At 56.9% G+C, this 20,289-nt stretch carries 19 protein-coding genes; 5 read left to right on the forward strand and 14 right to left on the reverse strand.

Annotated features, from left to right (window positions below; all coding sequences use genetic code 11):
* Positions 1 to 7 precede the first annotated feature (7 nt).
* The 9 genes from ACY692_RS07255 to ACY692_RS07295 form a co-directional block, all read right to left on the reverse strand.
* Positions 8 to 1,849: a UbiD family decarboxylase gene (locus ACY692_RS07255; protein ID WP_462324686.1), complete on the reverse strand. Its 1,842-nt coding sequence runs from the start codon at positions 1,847 to 1,849 to the stop codon at positions 8 to 10.
* A gap of 48 nt (positions 1,850 to 1,897) precedes the next feature.
* On the reverse strand, positions 1,898 to 2,299 hold the full coding sequence (locus tag ACY692_RS07260; RefSeq protein ID WP_462324687.1) for an FxsA family protein: 402 nt from the start codon (positions 2,297 to 2,299) through the stop codon (positions 1,898 to 1,900).
* 87 nt (positions 2,300 to 2,386) lie between these two features.
* Positions 2,387 to 2,650 (reverse strand): DUF493 family protein, encoded by a 264-nt coding sequence (locus ACY692_RS07265; protein ID WP_462324688.1) that lies wholly within the window; start codon positions 2,648 to 2,650, stop codon positions 2,387 to 2,389.
* Positions 2,651 to 2,729: 79 nt separating this feature from the next.
* Positions 2,730 to 3,959 carry a phosphoserine phosphatase SerB gene (serB, locus tag ACY692_RS07270; RefSeq protein WP_462324689.1) on the reverse strand — a complete coding sequence of 410 codons (1,230 nt, stop codon included), beginning with the start codon at positions 3,957 to 3,959 and terminating at the stop codon, positions 2,730 to 2,732.
* A gap of 111 nt (positions 3,960 to 4,070) precedes the next feature.
* Entirely contained in the window at positions 4,071 to 4,223 is a 153-nt protein-coding gene (locus ACY692_RS07275; protein ID WP_462324690.1) for a hypothetical protein, read from the reverse strand.
* 100 nt (positions 4,224 to 4,323) lie between these two features.
* Complete coding sequence (gene mqnE / locus ACY692_RS07280) at positions 4,324 to 5,388, reverse strand: aminofutalosine synthase MqnE (protein WP_462324691.1); 1,065 nt, start codon at positions 5,386 to 5,388, stop codon at positions 4,324 to 4,326.
* Positions 5,381 to 6,286: a signal peptide peptidase SppA gene (gene sppA, locus ACY692_RS07285; protein WP_462324692.1), complete on the reverse strand. Its 906-nt coding sequence runs from the start codon at positions 6,284 to 6,286 to the stop codon at positions 5,381 to 5,383. Before sppA ends, mqnE begins: the two co-directional genes overlap by 8 nt.
* Before the next feature lie 92 nt (positions 6,287 to 6,378).
* Positions 6,379 to 7,692 carry a 30S ribosomal protein S12 methylthiotransferase RimO gene (rimO, locus tag ACY692_RS07290; RefSeq protein WP_462324693.1) on the reverse strand — a complete coding sequence of 438 codons (1,314 nt, stop codon included), beginning with the start codon at positions 7,690 to 7,692 and terminating at the stop codon, positions 6,379 to 6,381.
* Positions 7,693 to 7,838: 146 nt separating this feature from the next.
* Positions 7,839 to 8,804, reverse strand: coding sequence for a radical SAM protein (locus tag ACY692_RS07295; RefSeq protein WP_462324694.1), 966 nt, complete (start codon positions 8,802 to 8,804; stop codon positions 7,839 to 7,841).
* Positions 8,805 to 9,127: 323 nt separating this feature from the next.
* Between ACY692_RS07295 and ACY692_RS07300 the strand changes: the two genes are divergently transcribed.
* The gene (locus ACY692_RS07300) at positions 9,128 to 9,424 is read left to right on the forward strand and encodes an integration host factor subunit alpha (protein WP_462324695.1); all 297 of its coding nucleotides are present in this window, start codon (positions 9,128 to 9,130) and stop codon (positions 9,422 to 9,424) included.
* Here the strand turns inward: ACY692_RS07300 and ACY692_RS07305 are convergent.
* Positions 9,408 to 10,154 carry a septal ring lytic transglycosylase RlpA family protein gene (locus ACY692_RS07305; protein WP_462324696.1) on the reverse strand — a complete coding sequence of 249 codons (747 nt, stop codon included), beginning with the start codon at positions 10,152 to 10,154 and terminating at the stop codon, positions 9,408 to 9,410. The two genes, ACY692_RS07300 and ACY692_RS07305, sit on opposite strands and share 17 nt — an antisense overlap.
* A 255-nt stretch (positions 10,155 to 10,409) precedes the next feature.
* On the opposite strand from ACY692_RS07305, the gene ACY692_RS07310 reads away from it, so the two are divergent.
* The 4 genes from ACY692_RS07310 (at position 10,410) to ACY692_RS07325 (ending at position 16,065) form a co-directional block, all read left to right on the forward strand.
* A complete protein-coding gene (locus tag ACY692_RS07310; RefSeq protein ID WP_462324697.1) occupies positions 10,410 to 12,131 on the forward strand; it encodes an N-acetylmuramoyl-L-alanine amidase in 1,722 nt (573 codons plus the stop codon).
* Between the two features lie 207 nt (positions 12,132 to 12,338).
* Positions 12,339 to 13,022 (forward strand): DUF554 domain-containing protein, encoded by a 684-nt coding sequence (locus ACY692_RS07315; RefSeq protein ID WP_462324712.1) that lies wholly within the window; start codon positions 12,339 to 12,341, stop codon positions 13,020 to 13,022.
* Positions 13,023 to 13,131: 109 nt separating this feature from the next.
* Positions 13,132 to 14,466: a tetratricopeptide repeat protein gene (locus tag ACY692_RS07320; RefSeq protein WP_462324698.1), complete on the forward strand. Its 1,335-nt coding sequence runs from the start codon at positions 13,132 to 13,134 to the stop codon at positions 14,464 to 14,466.
* Between the two features lie 258 nt (positions 14,467 to 14,724).
* Positions 14,725 to 16,065, forward strand: a complete 1,341-nt coding sequence (locus ACY692_RS07325) for a tetratricopeptide repeat protein (RefSeq protein ID WP_462324699.1) — start codon at positions 14,725 to 14,727, stop codon at positions 16,063 to 16,065.
* Between the two features lie 127 nt (positions 16,066 to 16,192).
* Here the strand turns inward: ACY692_RS07325 and ACY692_RS07330 are convergent, their stop codons facing one another.
* The 4 genes from ACY692_RS07330 to ACY692_RS07345 all read right to left on the reverse strand — a co-directional run bounded on the left by ACY692_RS07330 (position 16,193) and on the right by ACY692_RS07345 (position 20,092).
* Entirely contained in the window at positions 16,193 to 16,510 is a 318-nt protein-coding gene (locus ACY692_RS07330; protein WP_462324700.1) for a cupin domain-containing protein, read from the reverse strand.
* A 154-nt stretch (positions 16,511 to 16,664) separates the two neighbouring features.
* A complete protein-coding gene (locus ACY692_RS07335) occupies positions 16,665 to 17,414 on the reverse strand; it encodes an ATP-binding protein (protein ID WP_462324701.1) in 750 nt (249 codons plus the stop codon).
* A gap of 181 nt (positions 17,415 to 17,595) precedes the next feature.
* Positions 17,596 to 18,306 (reverse strand): deoxyribose-phosphate aldolase, encoded by a 711-nt coding sequence (deoC, locus tag ACY692_RS07340; protein WP_462324702.1) that lies wholly within the window; start codon positions 18,304 to 18,306, stop codon positions 17,596 to 17,598.
* A gap of 487 nt (positions 18,307 to 18,793) precedes the next feature.
* Positions 18,794 to 20,092, reverse strand: a complete 1,299-nt coding sequence (locus ACY692_RS07345; protein WP_462324703.1) for a 4Fe-4S binding protein — start codon at positions 20,090 to 20,092, stop codon at positions 18,794 to 18,796.
* Positions 20,093 to 20,289: the final 197 nt, after the last annotated feature.

The raw sequence follows: 20,289 nt of genomic DNA on the forward strand, positions 1-20,289 counted from the left end.
CTGCATATTAAATGATGCCGTGCAGGGGCCCTCCGGGGGCGGCGAGGGCATCGACCCGTTTTTCGATTTCAGGATCGGGATCCAGAGGGGGGGCGTGGAAGGGCTTGATCCGGGCGTCAATGACTACCGAGCCTGTGCATCCCCAGTGTTTGCAATGGGTGGAACCGCCGACGCCGTAAATATCCGTTGCCGGGTCCGAACGGGTGAAGGTGACCCAGAGGAAGTTGTCCCAGTTTGTGGCAGTGAACGCTGAATCATCGGCCACGACCAGCAAGGGAAATCCTGAAATCTCGTGGGAGGGTGAGAGGTTGGCACACAGCTCGTCCATGGTCGGGTCAGCCGTGTCTCTGGGAAGATCGTGTCTTGGTCCCTGAATGACCATGATCCCGGGGGCCAGGATCCCGGGATTTTTGAATCCTTCCGGCAGGCGAAGGGCAGCGGGAATCTCCGTTGCAAGACGGTTGATCCGCGGTCCGGCAACGGTCCACAGCACCTTGGAGCCTTCATTCAGTCCCGTGCCGGAATAGTCCAGGGTGTCCATGGTCGTTCTGGTGATGAAGTGTAGGTCCCTGGTCGGGTCCAGCCGTTCCAGAACATGGTGGAAGAATGCTGGGACACTATGGCAGGAAAGGGATGGATCGTCTTCCCGGGCCGCGATGAACAGATATTTGGCCAGGGAGGTCTGGGTCGATCCCAGAAGGGACAGCCCGCTGGTCAAGAGTTCCCTGGGCTTGCGCGGTTGGGCATAGGGCGCATAGCGTTCGCTGCCCACTGCGAGCAGCAGGGGATGGACACCGGCCGCATCCACGGCATGGACCCCGTGGATACCCGAGAACACCGTGGGTATGAGCTCCTTGGTGAGTTCGTGGATGAAGGTCCCGAAGATAGTGTCCTCCTGGGGCGGGCGGCCCACGGTTGTGAACGGCCAGACCGCGTTGTTGCGGTGCAGGACCGAGGTCACCTTGAGCACGGGAAAATCATGGGTCAGGCTGTAATAGCCCAGATGGTCGCCGAACGGGCCTTCGGGCTTCTGGGCGTGGGGATCGATAATGCCCTGGATGCAAAAATCCGCCTCGGCCGGAATGGGCAAATGACCGGCCCGTTTGAGCATGGGGATGCGGTGGCCGCCGAGGACCCCGGCGAAAAAGAGTTCGGGCAGATTTTCGGGAAGGGGCATGATGGCTGCCAGGGTCATGGCCGGGGGGCCGCCCACGAAGATGTTCACCCGAAGGGACTGCCCCCGTCCGATGGCCTCGGCGTGGTGCACCCCGATTCCGCGGCATATCTGATAATGCAGGCCGACCTCTTTGTTCGACACCAGATCGTTGCCCGCCAGCTGAACCCTGTACATGCCCATGTTGGAAAAGCGCATGCCGGGTTTGCTCGGGGAGTGGGTATACACCTGGGGCAGGGTCACGTACGGACCGCCGTCCATGGGCCAGGAAACCAGTTGGGGAAGGTTTGAGAGGGTGGTTTCATGGTCCAGAATGGGGCCCTGAGAGACCTCTTTGGGCAGGGCGTGGAGCGCGGCCAGTCCCAGGGAAGGGAGTTCCCATGGGCGTTTTATGGCCGTGGACGGATCGGCCTTGGCCGCAAGGAGTCGCCGGACCCGGGGCAGGGTTGTGCGGAAGATGAACCGGATGCGGTCCATGGTCCCGAAGATATTCCCGGCCATGGGAAAGGAGCATCCCTTGACCCTGGTAAAGAGCAGGGCCGGCCCGCCGGCCTGAAAGACCCGGCGCTGGATGGTGCCCATTTCCAGGCGGGGATCGATCTCATGATCGATGCGGACGATCCTCTTGTGGGCTTCGAGATCGTTCAGGCAGTCGGTGAGGTTTTTGTGGACCATGGGAAAAAGCAGGATGAAGGATGGAAGGATAAGCGATACAGGATAAGCTCACCGCGGGCCGTAGTAGGTGATGGTCGGGGGATGGTTGTTCATCCAGTCCTTCAGGGCCCGCAGGAGCCAGTCCTTGAAGATCTTTCGGCTCGGGGGGAAGAGCAGGAGCAGGCCCAGCCCGTCGGTGATGAATCCCGGGGTGAGCAGGACCAGACCCGCGGCCAGGATGATGGCGGCGTCCACGAGCTCGTTGGTGGGCATGATGCCCCGGTTCATGCTTTCCCGGACGCGCAGCATGGTCTGCATACCCTCGGCCCGGGCCAGCCAGGCCCCGGCAAATGCGGTCAGGAGAACCAGGACGATAGTATTCAGGGCCCCGATGGCCGATCCCACGTGGATGAGCACGTAGATCTCCAGGACCGGAAGTACGGCAAAGGCGATAAACAGTTTGGAAAACATGGTGGGTACCTCTCGGGTAAATGGGGCGGCAAATTTTCGACGGGATCCGTTACCCCTTCCCGGGGAGGGGGATGCCCCGACACGGGATCAGAGGGTGATGATTCCTTGGATGGTTGCCGTTAGTTTATAGATATCAATGACTTGAGCGGAGGATTCCATGCCGAGTTCAACGGTTATGGATATGTACTTGCCCGTGCGCGAAGCGGTTTTTCGGATGGATGCCTCCGGGCCGAAGAGGCTGACCACCTCTTCCTTTTGGGCCTTGGGGACGATGAATTTGAAGGTATAGGTGCACGGCCAGTCGTGGGCCTCGTCCAGGCGTTCTGCAAATGTTGTGTAGTCGGTGGGCATTGTTCGTGGGGGTATAGGATGTATGATGGAAGGTGTATGGCGACAGAAAGGGGTGCGCTGTGGCCCGATGGCCCATGCCTTATTGCGCGTTCAATGCATGGGCCGCTTCCCTGTCCCGTATGCCGATGAAGTAGAGGATCGCGTCCAGTCCCAGGTTGGAGATGGCCTGGCCCGCTCCCTGGCGGACCACGGGTTTGGCGTGGAAGGCGATGCCCAGGCCGGCCTGGTCGAGCATGGGCAGGTCGTTGGCCCCGTCGCCCACGGCAATGACCTGGTTGAGATCAAGGGCTTCCTGCTTGGCGATTTCACGGAGCAGGTTCGCCTTGCCCGGGCCGTCCACGATTTCACCTTGGATCTTGCCGGTCAGTCTGCCGTCCCTGATCGCCAGGTCATTGGCAAAGACGTAATCCACGCCGAGCAGTTTTTGGAGGTGATTGCCGAAATAGGTAAATCCGCCCGAGAGAATGGCAACCTTGTAGCCCAATTTTTTCAGCGTGGCGATGAGCCGGTGGGCCCCTTCGGTCAGGGGGAGCCGGTGCGCGATCTCTTCCAGAACCGATGCCTGCAGGCCCTCGAGCAGGGCCACCCTTCTGGTCAGACTCTCCTTGAAATCGATCTCGCCGCGCATGGCCGATTCCGTGATGGCCACCACTTGGTCCCCGACCCCCGCGGCCTTGGCCAGTTCGTCGATGACCTCCACCTGGATCAGTGTGGAGTCCATGTCAAAGGCGATCAATCGGCGGTTTCTGCGGAACATGTCGTCTTCCTGCAGGCCAATGTCCACGCCCATGGTCCGGGAGATGTCGAGAAACCTGGAATGCATGCCCGAAAGGTCTCGAGGGGTTCCGCGCAGGGACAGCTCGATGCAGGCCCTTGGATTGCTATCGGGACTGACAAAGGAGGTCCTGCCCGTGAGCCGGGTCATGAAGTCGATATTCAGCCCGTTGTCATGGATGATCCCGGCCACCGTGGCCATGGCCTCGGCCGTGATGACCCTCCCGAGCAGGGTGAGGATGTACCGCTTCTTGCCCTGGGCCTGGACCCAGGTCTCGTACTGGTCCGGTTCGATGGGAGTGAAGGTCAGGCTGACGTCCAGGTTGTGGGCTGCATAGAGCAGATCCTTTAGAATGGGCGAGGATTCGGATTCCTTGGGGACCTCGATCATCAGGCCCAGGGAAAGGGACTTATGGATGACGGATTGGCTGATGTCCAGAATGTTCACCCTGTACCTGGCGAGCACCGATGACAGGGATTGGGTGAGCCCGGTCCGGTCCTGGCCGGTAATGCTGATGAGGATGATTTCGCGCATGACTGATTGTTCCGTTTTTGACGGCTTGGACGAAAAAAGGCGCAGATTGCTGCGCCTTTTTTCGTGGTCAATGGTTGCAAAGGGGTCTGTCGCCGCGGCAACAGGTAGATTTTAATGGTGCTCGGCTTCGTTCATGCCTTCTCTGATACGGTAGATGGCTGCGATGACGATCACGGCAAGATAGGTCAGAATGCCCATCACTCCAACAGTTCCGGCAATCGAGCTGTGCAGCATTCCATCGATCAACATTGAAAGTACTTCCATGGCCAGGTCCTCCTCGAACGGGTTCGCTTGTTGTCATCAGATACAAATCCCCTGCTTCAAACCCTGAGAAAGGAAAAAAGTCAAGGGAAACGGCAAGAATCTATACCGCGTTGAAGAAAGAATCCCGTTGGGTGGGGGTGAATCCGGCGGAAAGAATATACTCGCGCAACCGCTCTTCACCCAATCCTTGGGGAGAGGCCGAACCCGCGGCGTGGCCGATCTTCTCCTCGACAATGGTCCCATCGAAATCATCGGCCCCGGCCCACAGGGCGAGTTGGGCCGCCTTGACCCCGGCGTAGGCCCAATAGGCCTTGATATGCAAAATGTTGTCCAGATAGAGCCGGGATATGGCAACGGTCCGTAAGAAATCCTCACCGTCCGGTCCCTTGGCCTCCAGGGGGTTGTTGTCCGGCTGGTAGGGCAGGGGGATGAAGCAGAGAAAACCGCCGGTGGAGTCCTGCAGGGCCCGCAGGGCGTGCAGGTGGTCGATACGGTCCTCCCAGGTCTCCAAATGGCCGAAGAGCATGGTGCAGTTGGAGGGGATTCCCTGGGAATGGGCTTCCCTGTGGATTTCCAGCCACTGTCTTCCGGGGATCTTTTCCGGACAGATCTTCTGGCGCAGGTCCGTGTCAAATACTTCGGCCCCGCCTCCGGTCATGCATTCAAGTCCCGCATCCTGCAGGTCGATGAGTACCTGCTCCACGGGCTTGCCGTATTCTTTGGACAGGAACGCGATCTCAACGGCGGTGAATGCCTTGACTGTCGCCTTGGGTCTTACCCTGCGGACCGTCCTGAGCATGGACAGGAAATAGTCGTAGGTCAGGGCCGGGTTGAGGCCGCCGACGATGTGGATTTCCCGGATGGGCTCGTCGATGCGGGACATGAGCCGGTCCCGGATCTCCTCCAGGGAGTAGACATAGCCGCCGGGCTGGCCTTCCCGTTTGCTGTACGCGCAGAATTTGCAAGCGTTCTGACAGACATTGGTGTAGTTGAGGTGCTGGTTGTAGACATAAAAGGCCTTGTCGCCGTGGATGGCCCGTCTGCGCATGTGGCCGAGTTCACCCAGATCGTGGACGGAAGCCTCGCGGGCCAGGTACAGCCCGTCTTCCTGGTCGAGCCGCCCGCCTTCCCGGACATGGCTCATGATCGTTGCGGTTCTATTCATAGCTGAGTACCCATTGCGGGCCAAAGGGGGTTGTGTTTTCTGGTATGATATTGAATGATGTCAGTATCTTGGAAAGAAATGATCGTTTGACCGGGGGACCTTCGAGCAGTCTGATCTCCTCGGTGATACCCAGTCCTTTTTTTAGACCGCGTACCGCTTCTTCGAATCCGCCCATTTTGTCAACCAGGCCGGCCTCCATGGCCTGTTTGCCGGTCATGGCCCTGCCGTCGGCCACCGGTTTGATGGCGGACGGATCCATTTTTCGGGCCGTGGCGATATCCGTGATGAACTGACCGTACAGGTCGTCGGCCAACCCCTGGAAGTATTTTTTTTCTTCGGGGGTCATGGGCCTGAACATGGTCCCGGCGTTCTTCAGGGACCCGCTGGTGATGGTCTGTTCCTTGATCCCCAGTTTTTGCATCATGCCGCCTATGTCCGTCAGCTTGACCTTGACCCCGATACTGGCCGTCAGGGTGCCCGGGTTGGCCCAGATTTCCGAGGCCCCGGCCGCGACATAGTACCCACCTGACGCTGCCACTGCCCCCATGGAGGCAATGGTCGGTTTGTCCCTGGCGATCCTTTTGACGGCCTGAAAGATCTCCTGGGAGGGACCGACCACGCCGCCGGGCGAGTTGACCCGAACAATGATCCCTTTGACCGAATCGTCCTTGTGCAGTTTGTCGATCCATGCCGTGATCCGCCGCGACGAGGAGATCATTCCGGTGACATTGACCACGCCGATTTTTTCCCCCCCGGACATCCACCCCGGCTTGTCCTCGGAAAAGAAGAAGGTGGCGAACACGTACATGCTCCCCATGAGCAGGACAATGGCTACAAGGATGAGCATGGTCCCGAACAGGAAGGGGTGGCGGGCGCTGAATCTTACGGACTGCTGCATGATGACCTCGGGCGGATGGGGTACTGGCTACAAGAAGGTTTCCTAAAACACCCTATATAGGCGAGAAGGAGAACGTTGTCACTGGTTGGCCGTCATTCGACCAGGCCGACCAGGTCATAGGTCTTGGTCTCGTCGATACGGGCCCGGACGGATCGTCCCGGTCCGACATCCGGGCCGCTCACATAGGTCACCCCGTCCACCTCCGGGGCCTGGAACCAGGTCCGTCCGGTGAAGAGTCCTTCCCAGTCCGGGCAGGGGGCGTCCACGAGAACCGACTGGAACGTGTCGGTATATTTGGCCAGACGCTCCTGGCAGATGGCGGCCTGGATCTCCATGAGCCGATTTCTGCGCATCTCCTTGACCCCCTGCTCCACCTGTCCGTCCATGGCCGCGGCCGGGGTCCCTTCTTCGGGAAAGAAGGTGAACACCCCCATGTGGGTGAACCGGATGTCTTGAACCGTCTGGACAAGGTGTTCGAAATGTTCGTCCGTTTCCCCTGGGTACCCCACGATCATGGTTGTGCGGATGGCCGCATCCGGCATGTGGGAACGGATTCTGGAGACTATCTCCCGGGGATCATGCATGAACGGCCGGCCCATGGTCTTTAATATGTCCGGATGGGAGTGCTGGAAGGGGATATCCAGATAGGGCAGTAACGGCTGGCCGCAACCGGCCAGAAAGGCGAGCCGGTTTTCGGTCAGTCCGGCCGGATAGAGGTACATCAGGCGGAGCCATTCAAGCCCGTCCAGGGGCAGGATCCGTTCGAGCAGGGCCTCCAGCCCGTTCTGCATGCCCAGGTCCCTGCCGTAGGCGGTCACGTCCTGGGCAATGACCACCAGTTCCTTGATGCCCTTGGCCAAAAGATCCTTGGCCTGGTCAACGACCGTGTCCACGGGCTGGCTGACCAGGGGGCCGCGCAGGGATGGGATGGTGCAGAACCGGCAGGAATTGTCGCAGCCTTCGCTGATCTTGAGATACCCGTATCCCGGAGAAGTGGATAGGGCCCGGCCCTTTTCAGTGGCTATTTTTCGGCGGAGTTCCTTGGCCAAGAAGGCTGGAATCTGATTCTGTTCGGGTATGGTCAGGAACAGGTCCACTTCCGGGAGTTCCTGGCGCAGTTCCTGTTCATAGCGCATGACCAGACATCCCGTGACAACGAGCAATGGTTTGGGGTCGAGGTCAGCGATGGTTCCGGACGTTTCCAGAATGGTCTGCACGGATTCCTGTACGGCCGGTTCGATGAACCCGCAGGTGTTGATGAGCACGACATCGGCCTCTTCCGGGGTATCCACGGGCTCGATGGACGTAAGCATTGTGCCGAGCATGACTTCCGTGTCGACCCGGTTCTTGGGGCACCCGAGGCTGATCGTGTGGATACGGATGGTGGTGTTGGATGTATTGGTCATGGTTGTTTTGGGGTGGGAGGGTGAGAGTGGGCGCAGTTTTGCCGTGGGTTGTAGGGGCGGTCCTTCGCGATGAAAAATAAAGATATTGCTGGTAATGGTGGTTTTACCCGGGGGGGGCAACGCATGATCACTGTATCTGATCGTCTCTAATCGAGAGTGAATTGCATCCCATCGGTATACCGGACCGTCTCTTTGGTGATGCCCAATTGTTGGAGTCGGTCCACGTTTGCTCTGCGGAACCCCCAGAGTTCACCGCTGTATTTGCTGGGAACGGTCAGGGAGACAGGGGGATGGCCTAGACGACCGGCATATTCTCCGATGATTGCAGCCAGGGCCCTGGAGCGGACCATATTCCCCAGGCTGGGGTGCCAGGGACCGGCCAGAACATTGTCCACGAGCAGGGGCTCGGGGGTCAGGCCGATGCGGATGACAGCGATATCCCCGGCCCAGAGTTGTCGGACGGCGCGGGAGAGTTGGGCTGTGGTTTTTTCGATATCCGGGGGCACGTACCTGCCCTGGCGGAACCAGGCTGCCAGGACGGTTCCTTCGAGCACCAGGCAGGGGTAGAGACGGACGATTTCCGGTCGAATCCGGCAGCATTCGCGGATATCCCCATCCCAGGTTTGGTCGGTATGTCCCGGCAGACCCGGGAGCATCTGCAGGCCGAGTTCGAGACCGGCCTTGCGAACCATGGTACAGGCGGCCAGGGCTGTTTCCCGATCATACTGCCGGTTGGCCCGGTCAAGGATATGTTGGTCAAAGCTTTGTATGCCCAGCTCGACCATGTCCAGCCCCTGTCCGGCGAGTTCATTGAGCATGTCGGGAGTAATGGCATCGGGTCTGGTCGAGCAACGGATGTGGGAGATCGTTCCGTTTTGCTTGTATTCGTTCCCCAATCCGAGGAACCGGGACACCCATTCCTTGGGGATCGCCGTGAATGTTCCGCCAAAAAAACCGAGTCCCAGGGGGGGCAAATGGTCAGCCCGCCGTTTGGCGAGGACGGTAGCGAGTCCATCGAAACTGTCATCCAGGCGTTGTCCTTTTTTTCCTGTTTGCAGGTTCTGGGAGCAATATGTGCATCTGCCCGGGCACCCCTGGAAGGGTAAAAACACGGGGATTGTTTTGGGTTGCCTGCGTTCAGGTTCCGGATGTTTGAATGATATCATATAGTTATATAGATGTGTGGGTACGTGTCAACTATGGGCCGATAGCCTCTGGAATCCGGATCCGTCCAATCTGATCGGTGGGTCCAGGGGCACAGTAACCTTTTTTGACATCTTATCGGTTTAACTGTTTATTTCGCTTGAAAACCATTGTCTGTTTGTGTAAGGATATGAATAAACACGCTGTACCTTCCTTGAAGGATCATAATCATCGTGATAACATAAAACTATCCAATCCTTTTCAACGCTCTAAATATGCCAGGAGAAAAGTGATGAGTTCAAGGACATTGACCAAGGCCGATATCGTCAACGCGATCTACGAGAAGACCAACCGGAACAGGGCCGAGGTGAAAAAACAGGTCGAAAGCCTGCTTGGGATAATGAAGCAGGCCATCAAGAAGGACTATGCCCTTTTGAGCAGTGGATTCGGCAAATTCGAGGCCTATGAAAAAAAAGCGCGCAAGGGAAGGAATCCTCAGACCGGAGAAAGTATCATTCTGCCGCCGCGCAAGGTGGTGGTCTTCCGGATCTCGAGAAAATTTAGATCAGAACTCAATCCGCAAGAATAAAACAGGAAGGGGAGCGGTCCGCGAGGTGGGCTTTGGCCTGCCTGGCTCCGGCCAATGTCCGGAAACGGCCCGCATGGACCTGCCAGAATTTCTTGCCCCGTACCATGACCGAATGGAGTCTGGTCTGGTCGTATCCTTCCGACCGCAGTCCGTCACGCAGGACCAACGCGTTTTTTTTCACAGTGAATGCACCTACTTGAACGTAGAACGGGCCGGTGATAGTCGTCCCGGATGTTCCCAGTGTTGAGATGCGGACCCGGGCTGTTCCAGGCCCGACGACACCCAGATCCTTGGCCGCCCGGAAGGAGAGGTCAAGGATTCTGTTTTTTGCGAAGGGCCCACGGTCGTTGACCATTACTATGGTTTCCTTGCCGCTATCCAGGTTGGTGACCTTAAGGCGTGTATGCATCGGAAGGATCCGGTGGGCGGCGGTCCGTTTGTGCATGTCATAGATTTCTCCACTGGCCGTCAGTCTGCCATGGAATTTTTTTCCATACCAGGAGGCAACCCCCGTTTCCGTGTAATTTTTTGCTGAAGAGACAGGGGTGTAGGTCTGCCCCAGAACCGTGTATCTCTTTTGGGTCCCATGTGTTTCTGTACGGGGCGGGATATTGGCTGGGGATGGCGAGGGCTGACTGACCACGGTTTTTCGGGCGCATCCCGAGGCAGCGAGCATCCAGGCCATGGCTATCAGCAAGAGAAATCTCCCGGGGGGAAGGGGGGTGTTCATGTGCTACCCTCTTGGAAATGTAAAGAGAACATATTTGACCGGTAAGCGGACGTCTATCCATGGATGATGATCCGCGGACGATTTTTTGGGGCAAAGGCATGGGGATACAAATTGGAACAAGCCGGGCCTGTCACCGACAGGAGCCGCGCATGTCCTTGGGAAACCTTTGACAGCGTCACGACATCTCTCTACCAAAGGCCTATGTTGCAACATACCAGAATACTGTCCTGCATACTTTTTGTGTGTATGCTGTCAATGTCCTTGGGAGCCCGTTGCGCTCCGTGTGCCTATCCGTCCCAGGAGTTCAAGGAGGGGTGGCATGGATTCCAACGACTGCTCAAGGATCCCCGCAGAGCCAAGTACCGGTCCAACTGGTATGCGGTCAAGGACCACTTCCAAAGGGCATATACCCGTTCGCCCAAGGGATCATACGCACCTAAGTCCCTGTATTATATGGGACGGGTCTATGATGAGATGTCCAAGGTTTCCATGTTGCGTTCGGATGCCTTGCAGGCCGTGGATTATTATGGCCGGGTCGTTCTCCGTTTCCCCAAACACTCCTGGGCCGACGACGCCCTGTTCCGACAGGCCGGGGTTGAGTTGAACCAGCTCAAGGACAGGGACCGGGCCTACCTCTCCTTGTTGTCGGTTGTCCATACCTACCCAAAAGGGGATATGGCCCCCAAGGCCAAAAAACTTCTTGAAAAAATCGACCGGGATAATCGCAAACCCGCCCGGGTGTCCCCGAAAAAAAATCCGGATCCGCCCGTATGTACGGATCCCGCTCCCGGAAAAAAATCCGCAAGCACTCCCCCCGCGTCACCAAAAGAGGGGGCCCATCTCGTCCATATCCGCCATTGGTCAAGCAAGGATTACACCCGGGTCGTACTCGATCTGGATGGTCAGACCGGATTTTACAACAGACTGCTCAAGCCCGATCCCCATTTGAAGACACCGCATCGGCTTTTCGTGGATCTGAAAAAGACCCGGCTGGACAAGAGCGTCCCCGATGAAGAACGCATCGCCGACGGCATCCTGCGCTCCATCCGAACGAGCCAGCATTCATCGGACGAGGTTCGGGTGGTCCTGGATATAGATTCAATTGATAATTCCAGGGTCTTTTCTCTTTCCAATCCCTTCCGTGTGGTCATCGATGTCTATGGTGACAAGCAGAAAACGAACCCGCCCAAACCCCTGCAAAAAATGGCCGCGACCGTGGCCAAGAACAAGGCCGCCGTGGGCAAGAACGCTCGGGATAAAAAGGTCGCCCGGAGTCTTGTGGAGCAGCTGGGGCTGAAAATCAAGACGATCATGATCGACCCCGGGCATGGGGGGAGGGATCCCGGTGCGGTGGCCAACAAAATCCTGGAGAAGGACGTCAATCTGAAAATGGCCAAGATCCTGGGCAAGAAACTGACCCGCAAGGGATTTAAGGTCCTGTACACACGGACGAAGGATGTCTTCATTCCCCTTGAAGAACGTACGGCCATGGCCAATGCCAAGGACGCGGATCTTTTTATCTCCATCCATTGCAATGCCTGCCGGGATAAGCGGGCCCACGGACTTGAACTCTATTATCTGAACCTGGCCAAATCAAGGGATGCCGTCAGGGTTGCGGCACGTGAAAACGCGGTGTCCGTTAAAAAGATCAGCGATCTCCAGGTCATTCTCACCGATCTGATGCTCAATTCCAAGATCACCGAATCCAAGGACCTGGCCAACGATATCCAGAACCGGTCCCTGCATCGGGTCAGAACCAAGTACAAGGTCAATGACCATGGGGTCAAAGGGGCCCCTTTTTATGTGCTCATGGGCTCCAAGATGCCGGCGGTCTTGGCGGAATTGGGGTACATCACCAACTATACCGAGGCGAAGCGTCTGCGTTCCACCGCCTATCTTGAGCGGCTGGCCGACGGTATGGTCCAGGGGGTTTTGGCCTACCAGCAACGCATCGAGGGGATCGCCAAACTGCAATAGGGCCGGTGGAGTTACCATGGAGATTGTCGGCCAAATGTCATACAAAAGACACGTACATGGGCAAGAAGGACAATGTATTGCAGAGATATCTGCCTTCCCGTCCTCGGTTTTTGGTCCCCTTCCAATCCTCCGTGGATCCTATCCGGACCGGCGGACTGCGGGGGGCTCTCGGGATGGTGACGCGCCACAAGAGAGGAAACACGGATGATTATCCCTGTGGGTACCCTGGTCAATGCCATGGCCGTAATTCTCGGCAGCGTGGCTGGTTTGCTGCTTCGGGAGCGTTTTCCCGAGCGCATTCGGGTTGTCGCGTTCCAGGGCGTAGGGCTGTGTGTCCTGGTCATCGGGATGCAGATGGCCTTCAAGAGCGATAATGTGCTCATCGTTGTCGTTAGTGTACTGCTCGGGGGTATTGCGGGCGAACTCCTCCAGCTTGAAAAACTTTTCGAAAGGTTGGCCCTGAAACTCAAGAGAGTGATCCGCTCATCGAATCCCTTGTTCACTGACGGGCTCGTTTCCGCCTCGTTGATTTTTTGTATCGGTGCTCTGGCCATTGTCGGCTCCTTTGACGAAGGGATCAGGGGGGACCATTCACTCCTGTTCACCAAGGCCGTCCTCGATGGATTCACCTCGGTCATTCTGGCCACGACGTATGGGGTCGGGGTCCTTTTTTCCGCAGTCCCCATTCTCGTTTACCAGGGGAGTCTGACGCTCTTTGCCTCCTCGTTCCAAACGGTGTTCTCTCCGGAGATCATCAGTCAGCTCACCGCGACCGGGGGGGTGTTGATCCTGGGAATCGGCATCAATATTCTCGAGATCAAACAGATCCGCATTTCAAGCATGCTCCCTTCCCTGGTGATCGTCGTCGGCATGACGATGTGGTTGGTATAGGCTGTCGGGAAATCGGTGGGTGATAAGAGGACAATCAAGGGAGAGGGAAATAGTTGGGCAGGAAATCGTCTTGTAATTTATTGGTTCCTTTGGACACCGGGAGTACCCCTTGAACAAGCGTGAATCGCTCAATCAGATCGTACGTTATTTTGTCAACAATAATGGCGGGTTTCTGGTCGTCAGCAAGGATGCTCTGTTTGTCAGGATATTCCAGGGGTTTATGAAGGCCCTGAAAATACCGGCGGATTGTCTCCACTGTGACCAGCTGGGAACGCACTATCTCAAGGAGATCAGGTCACTGCTCGGGACCTATTCGAGACTGATTGTCTTTATCGAGTCATGTAACGATGGCAAGAACAACGCGCCGTATTTCAGGCAGATAAAGGATATCCTCGAAGACCAGGTGACCATCATCTGCATATGTAGCGAAACCGGTCGGGAAGCCATGGGGCTTTTTTTGGAGATGGGGGCGGACAACACTATCGTCAAGCCCGCCTCCATAGACACCATCGTCAAGAAGATCGCTTTTTCCATCAAGCCGAACAACCTGCGTGTCCTGGTCAGTAAGGCCAAGAAGGCCATCTCCCAGAACAACCTCAAGACGGCCCGGGTCATTGCCGAGGAGATTTTCAAGACCAATCCGGAAAGCACTATCGCCCATGTGCTCATGGGCGACATCCACCGGCGCAAAAGTGAGTATTCCCAAGCCGAGTCGTATTACAAAAAGGCTTCCAGGACCGCCCGTATGCATCTCAAGCCCCTGGAACGGCTCGTTGACCTGTACACCGATACGGACCAGCTCACGGAGAAGCTCCGGGTTCTCAAGGTGATGGACAGGCTTTCACCACTCAATCATGAGCGCAAAATGGCCATCGGCGACACCTATGCCCGGCTGGGGGAAAGGAGGCGCAGTGTCCGGTACTATGAAGAGGCCCTGGATCTCGTTGCCCGGCAGGCCAACGAGATGAAAAGCTATTCGCGCATGGAGGTGGGCAAAAAGCTCATGCAGATCGATCCTGACCGCAGCTTCAAATATATGTCCGAGGCCCTGGAACTCAAATCCGAGGATTTGACCGAAAAGGATCTGTGGATGTTCAACGAGATCGGCTTGCACCTGCGCAAACAGGGGCAGTGGCAGGAGGCTATAGACTACTACGAAAAGGGCTCGCGTGTCTCGAATGGAGATTGGGGGATATCCTACAACATGGCCATGGCCTATTTCCAGGGCAAGCATTACCGCAGGGCCAAGGAACACGCCGAGCAGGCCATGGAGTGGTACCCGGAAATGCTCAATGTCGATGCCAACATTCCTTACAACATCGCCCGGATCTACTATCGACTGGAGGCCTATCCAGAAGCGCAGCAATACGCCAAGATCGCCTGCAACAACGAACCGGGCCATGCTCCGGCCCAAGAACTCCTTGGTAAACTGGCTGACTTCTGAGCCCCAAAAACGTGCACCAAGCGCCAACGCCCAAACCCATGGAACATCCTGGGCCAAGTCCGTGAATGATGTGTTTGGGGCGTCTTTTCTGGTCGTCCCCTTTTCCTTCCTCATCTTTTTGTGATACCCCCGTTTTATATCGTCGCCCCGGCATCGACCAACGTGCTCAGTCGTTTTGGCAGCTCAAGATGCCACTGTGCACGGTATCCGGTATTGTCTTTACGCGTTATTTGGTAACAGCAACAGAAGGAGATTTTCTTGGCGAAGCGCGAAGTTCTTGATCAGATTGTCCGCTATTTTGTGTCCAATAACGGCGGATTTCTCGTTGTCAGTGATGACATGACGTTTGTGAGGACATTCCGGGGACTAACCCGCGCCCTGGGTATCACGCAGGAGTGTTTGCAGTACGAGATCGCTGCCGACAAGTATATCCGCCGGATCCACAAGATGCTCAAGCAGTACGGTCGGTTGATCCTGTTTGCGGAGGCGTCCATCGGGGATGTGAATATCACTTCGCATTTCCGGCAGATCAAGGATGCCCTGGATGACAGGGTGGTCATCATTTGTCTGAGTACGGAGATGGACCGTGACGTTCTCTGCCTCTTTCACGAATTGGGAGCGGACAATATCATTGTCAAACCGGTTTCCATCAACTCGATCATCGAGAAGATCGCGTACACCATCAAGCCGAACAATATGCGCAATCTGGTCGGCGGGGCCAAGGAGGCCATCGAAAAAGGGGAATTCGATACCGCCCGCAAGGCCATTGATGAACTTCTTGAAATCAATGCGGAAAGCTCCATCGCCAATATCCTTTTGGGGGATATCCACCGGATAAACAAGGAGTACGACGAGGCCGAAGCCCGGTATAAAAGTGCCTCGAGCAAGGCCAGAATGTATCTCGAGCCCATGGAGCGGTTGGTGGAGTTGTACAACGAGACCGGAAATGTTGGGGCCCGCATTGCCATGCTCGAAAAGCTGGACAAGCTTTCTCCCCTGAACCATAAGCGAAAGATCGTCATCGGTGACGCCTATACCGGTCAGGGAGACGTCTCCAAGGCCCGTGAGTTCTATAACGGCGCCGTGAGCGTCGTGCGCAAACACGCCAGGGACCAGGTCGTGGTATCGCTCATGGAGGTGGGCCAAAAGGTCATGGATGCCGATCCGGAACAGGGACTCAGCTACATGAACGAGGCCATGGAGATGAAATCAGATGATTTTACCATGCAGGACATGTGGATGTTCAATGAGATAGGAAGGAACCTTCGCAAGCAGGGCAAATGGGAGGAGGCGGTCTCCTATTATACCACCGCACTGGGCATTGCGCCGGACAATGGTGGACTGTATTACAACCTGGCCATGGCCTACTTACAGGGGAAGAGTTATTTCAAGGCGTTGGAATATGCCAACAAGGCGCTGGACAGGGACCCCGACCTGCTTGGAGCCAATGTCGGCGTCCCCTACAGCCTTGCCCGGATCTGTTTCCATACCGAAAGATACGCACAGTCGAATAAGTACATCCGCATGGTTCTGCAAAAGGACCCTGACCACCAGGGGGCCATGGGGCTGCAGAAGCGGTTACAGAAAAACGGGGTTTGATCTTGGGCCCATTCTGGGCGCCCACCCTTTCCATGTACCTGGCCGCGATGGATCCTGGAACGGATCGGCCATGGTGGTACGCACTCCAATCCCCCAAATGACCACGTACCAATGTGCGCCTTGTCGATCAGATGGGTGGAGCTATGGTCACGAGAACCCGCAGGTCCGTGGTCGCTCGAATGCCATGTGGTGTTTTGATCTGGCAGACGAGAATATCTCCCGGCTTCGCTGGGAGGGCCGTATCGTTTGCCCCCAGAAATTCGCCTGTTCCCTTGATGACGGTTATGCTCACCTCTCCGTCGATGCCATGGGAATGGACCGGGAGTTCCTGGCCGGCCTTGAAGTTGAAATTGAGGATTTTGAAGTTTTCGGAATCGTGGACCAGCAGGGTTTTGAAGGCCATGTCGTTGAAGCTTCCCTGGTCGAACAGATTGATCGTTTTCACGGTTTGCCTCCTGGTTTTGGGGGGATGCACGGGTGGTCATCGGAAGGAATGGGAAACCAAGACCGGTTTGGAGCGTGGCGTTTCCAACCACGGAAGTGGTCGGTAGCATAAGGAAACGGTCCCGGGAAAGGATTCTTCCATTTCCGGCAGTACATCATCCCTCGGGCTTCTGGTTGTAGAACGGTTGGACTCCGTCGCCGGAGGTGGACAGGGTGATGATCCTGACGGGGATGTCGGCACCTGCCGTTTCAAGGGCCGTTGTGATCAGTGAGGGCAATCCCCCACAGCAGGGAACCTCCATGCGTAGAACCGTGATGGATCTGGGCGGGTTGCTCCGGAAGATCTCCACGAACTTGTCCAGATACGGGGCGGTATCGTCGAATTTTGGACAGCCCATCATGACTACCCTGCCCTGAAGGTAGTCCGCATGAAAATTGGGGCTGGAGACCGCTGCACAATCCGCTGTCACAAGAAGATCGGCGTCTTTGAGAAACGGTGCCGTGGGCGGGACCAGCCGTATCTGCACGGGCCAGTGGGACAGGGCCGTGCCGTGTCTTGGACCCTTGTTCTGCCGGGCGGGTTGGGGCTGCAGGCTGTGCGTCATTGCCGAAGGACATATGGGCGCGGTCCCGGGGCGATCCGTTTGTTCCTTGGCCGCCTTTTCCGCCAGAAATCGTTCCACCGCCTCGGGGTCGAATTCGTCGGCCTCGCGTTCCACGATGTTGAGGGCTCCCTGGGGGCAATGTCCCAGGCAGGCGCCCAGGCCGTCGCAAAGATTGTCGGATACAACCTTGGCCTTACCATTGATGATCTGGATGGAACCCTCGGCACAACTGGGTACACACTGGCCGCAACCGTCGCATAACTCTCTGTCGATGTGTATGATTTTCCGCATTTTTTTCATAATATACTTCCTGTGTATCGGGGTTGTTGTCCCGGTGGTGGTGCGTCCGGTATAGGGAGGCAGAGGGCCGGATGCCTTGATATAGGTCAAAAAATACAGGGAGGCGGGAGACACTCTACGGATGCACGAATACGCGCACGGCATGTATGAACCGGGGGAAAGGGCACGGCGCGCCGTGCCCCTACGTGGTGTGGAATTGGCGGACGATAGTTACGCCGCTGCTCGTGCCGAGGCGGGTGGCACCGGCATTGAGCATGGCCAGGGCGTCGTCGAGGGTTCTGATTCCGCCGGATGCCTTGACCCCGAGGCCGTGGGGGGCAACCAGGCCATGCAGCAGGCGGACATCTCCGATGGTTGCCCCGGCCGCGCCGAATCCGGTGGAGGTTTTGACCATGTCCGCACCCCCGGCCACGCAGAGTTCGCAGGCGGTGCGTTTTTCTTCTGTGGTCAGCAGGCAGGTCTCGATGATCACCTTGAGCAGCCTTTTTTCCCGGTTCCTATTTTTGGATTGATGGCAAAGATCGGCAATAGTCCGGATATCTTTTTCAACCACCTTGTACTCTTTGTTTTTAAGGGCCCCCATGTGGATGACCAGGTCGATTTCCCGGGCCCCATTTTCCAATGCTTCCTGGGCCCCAAAAGCCTTTGTGCGGGGTGTTTGCGCTCCCAGGGGAAATCCTACGACCGAGGCCACCCCGACCTGTGAACCGGATACCGCTCCGTGCGCCAATGGGACATAACAAGGATTTATGCACAGACTAACAAATTGATATTGTTTGGCTTGTTCGCAAGCTGCAAGAATATCCTCCCGCGTGGCATCCGGTTTCAACAGGGTGTGGTCGATACTGTTCGTAAGTTCGGCAAGGGTGATTGTATAAGGGGCGGCAGGCATGTCGATTGTTCCTTGTATGTTCGTTGTTCTGTTCGTATCCACGAAATGGTTGTTCGTTTCTGGGCAGGTGATGTTCCTGATTGCTGGAAAAATCGTGGGGGCGGACCTATGTGTCCGCCCTTATTTGCTCGAATCCCGGGGGCAGGAAGGACGGCTAGCGCTTTTGCCGGGACACGGGCCTTTATGGGACCGAACGTTTGAGCAATCCGTGGCGTCCAGCACGTGTTCGTGCAGCCTGGGTATCAAAGTGCTGATCGTATTTCAACAGGGTAACACTTTGGGATTTCATGTTTTGTTCCTTCTTTTGGGGGCGATGGATGGTTGTTGTCTCCTGTTTTCCACAGATTTTGTCCCAATTGTTCGTAATAGTGGAAACCCCGGTTGATCCTAGCTTGCCGGTGGAGGCCATTGTTCGTTCCATGTTCCCTTATTGTTCCTTGTCCGGTGTTTTTTTGCGTTGAACGAGATCGTGTATCCCGGCATGGGCTCAAATCCGGGCAACTCCGAGGAAGATGGTATGCAGGGTGGTCACTACAATCGTGAAAACCATCCTGGCCTTGCCCGGAATCAGCATGGGCGCGGAAAAGGTCAGTGCGCCGTGCTTGCATGCGCTCACGCAATCCCCGCACAGGGTGCAGGTGATGTGCGGCCTGCCCTGTTCCAGAGCATGCAGGTCCAAAGCGTTGTATCGGCAGGCGGGAAGGCAGGCCCTGCAGCGGGTGCAGGAGGAATCAATGCGGATGCGCCATGGAGCCAGTTTTCCCAGGTAGTTGATCAGGATGCCCATGGGGCAGAAGGTCGTGCAATGGACCATGGTTCCGCTCTTTCCGGAAACAAGAACCATGACCCCGATCCCGAGCAGGCCGAACATGGCAGCCATAAGGACGGCAATGACCATGGGAACCTGCAGGTAGCGCAGCCCAAGCGCTAAGATCACGACCAGGATGAGGATGGTCCAGCGAAGAGCCCGTGTCCACCCCGGAAGCGAGCGGGGCTTGTACCGCGCGGCCATGAGGTTGTCCCAGGCTCCGATGTAGCACAGATGGCTGCACCAGGCCGGGCCGACCAGGAGCAGAGTAGATCCAAGCAGTATGGGCATGAAAAAACCTTCTCCCCTGAATAACGGTCCTGCCAGAATGAGGGCTGGAACCGGTAGGTGGAGCTTGCCGGTCATCAGACATTGGTCGATACCGAGCATGCCGAGGAGGAACTGGCCAAAAAAGACCAGGGAGAAGAGAAGCCAGACTGTGCGCCGGGTTGTGGCCTGGGTTTGGGGATCGAGCAGCCGGCCGCATACCCAGGCCGCGTACAGGGCCAGGATAAAGATTTCCAGCGGCCCGGATCCCGGGATGAACCGATCGGCCAGGAGCAGGACCATAGGGGATTGTTGCCGGATGGCCAGAAGCAGGCCGCCCACAAGCACAAAGGCCATGGCCCGAGCCGGATCATGGGAATCGCCCCGGACAAAGAATCGACGCCCCGGCCCCCTGGCCAGAGCGAGTATGCAATAGCCGGCCACGCCCATGACCGCCACCATGATCACCGCCAAGCGGATCCAGGGAAGGTCAGCCGCCACCCGGAACTGGATCAGCGTGACCAGGGTTTGCGACCATATGACCAGTCCCCAGGCGAGGAGTGGAATGCATGCCTGCCTGACCCATGACCGCTTGGTCCATACAAGGGCGGTAAAGAGAACAAGGGCCATGGCCATGCCGGTCCCACCGAATCGAAGGGCATGGGCGGCCAGAAGGAGAATACTCAGAGAGGTCAGGATGATTGTGGGCATGGTTGGTTGCGTAGCGGGTGGAAGAGAGAGGGTGCAGAAGGATATAGGATATACGGTATAGGATGTAGGACCCGATACGTCTTGCATTCCGGCAGGACCATTGACTGTCTCCGGTCTCCCGCCTCCCGTCTCCGATCCTCTATCCTATATCCTCCATCTCCCGAACTACTTGACCTGGGTCAATCCATACGGTGAAA

It is taken from the genome of Desulfoplanes sp. (genome assembly GCF_054921335.1).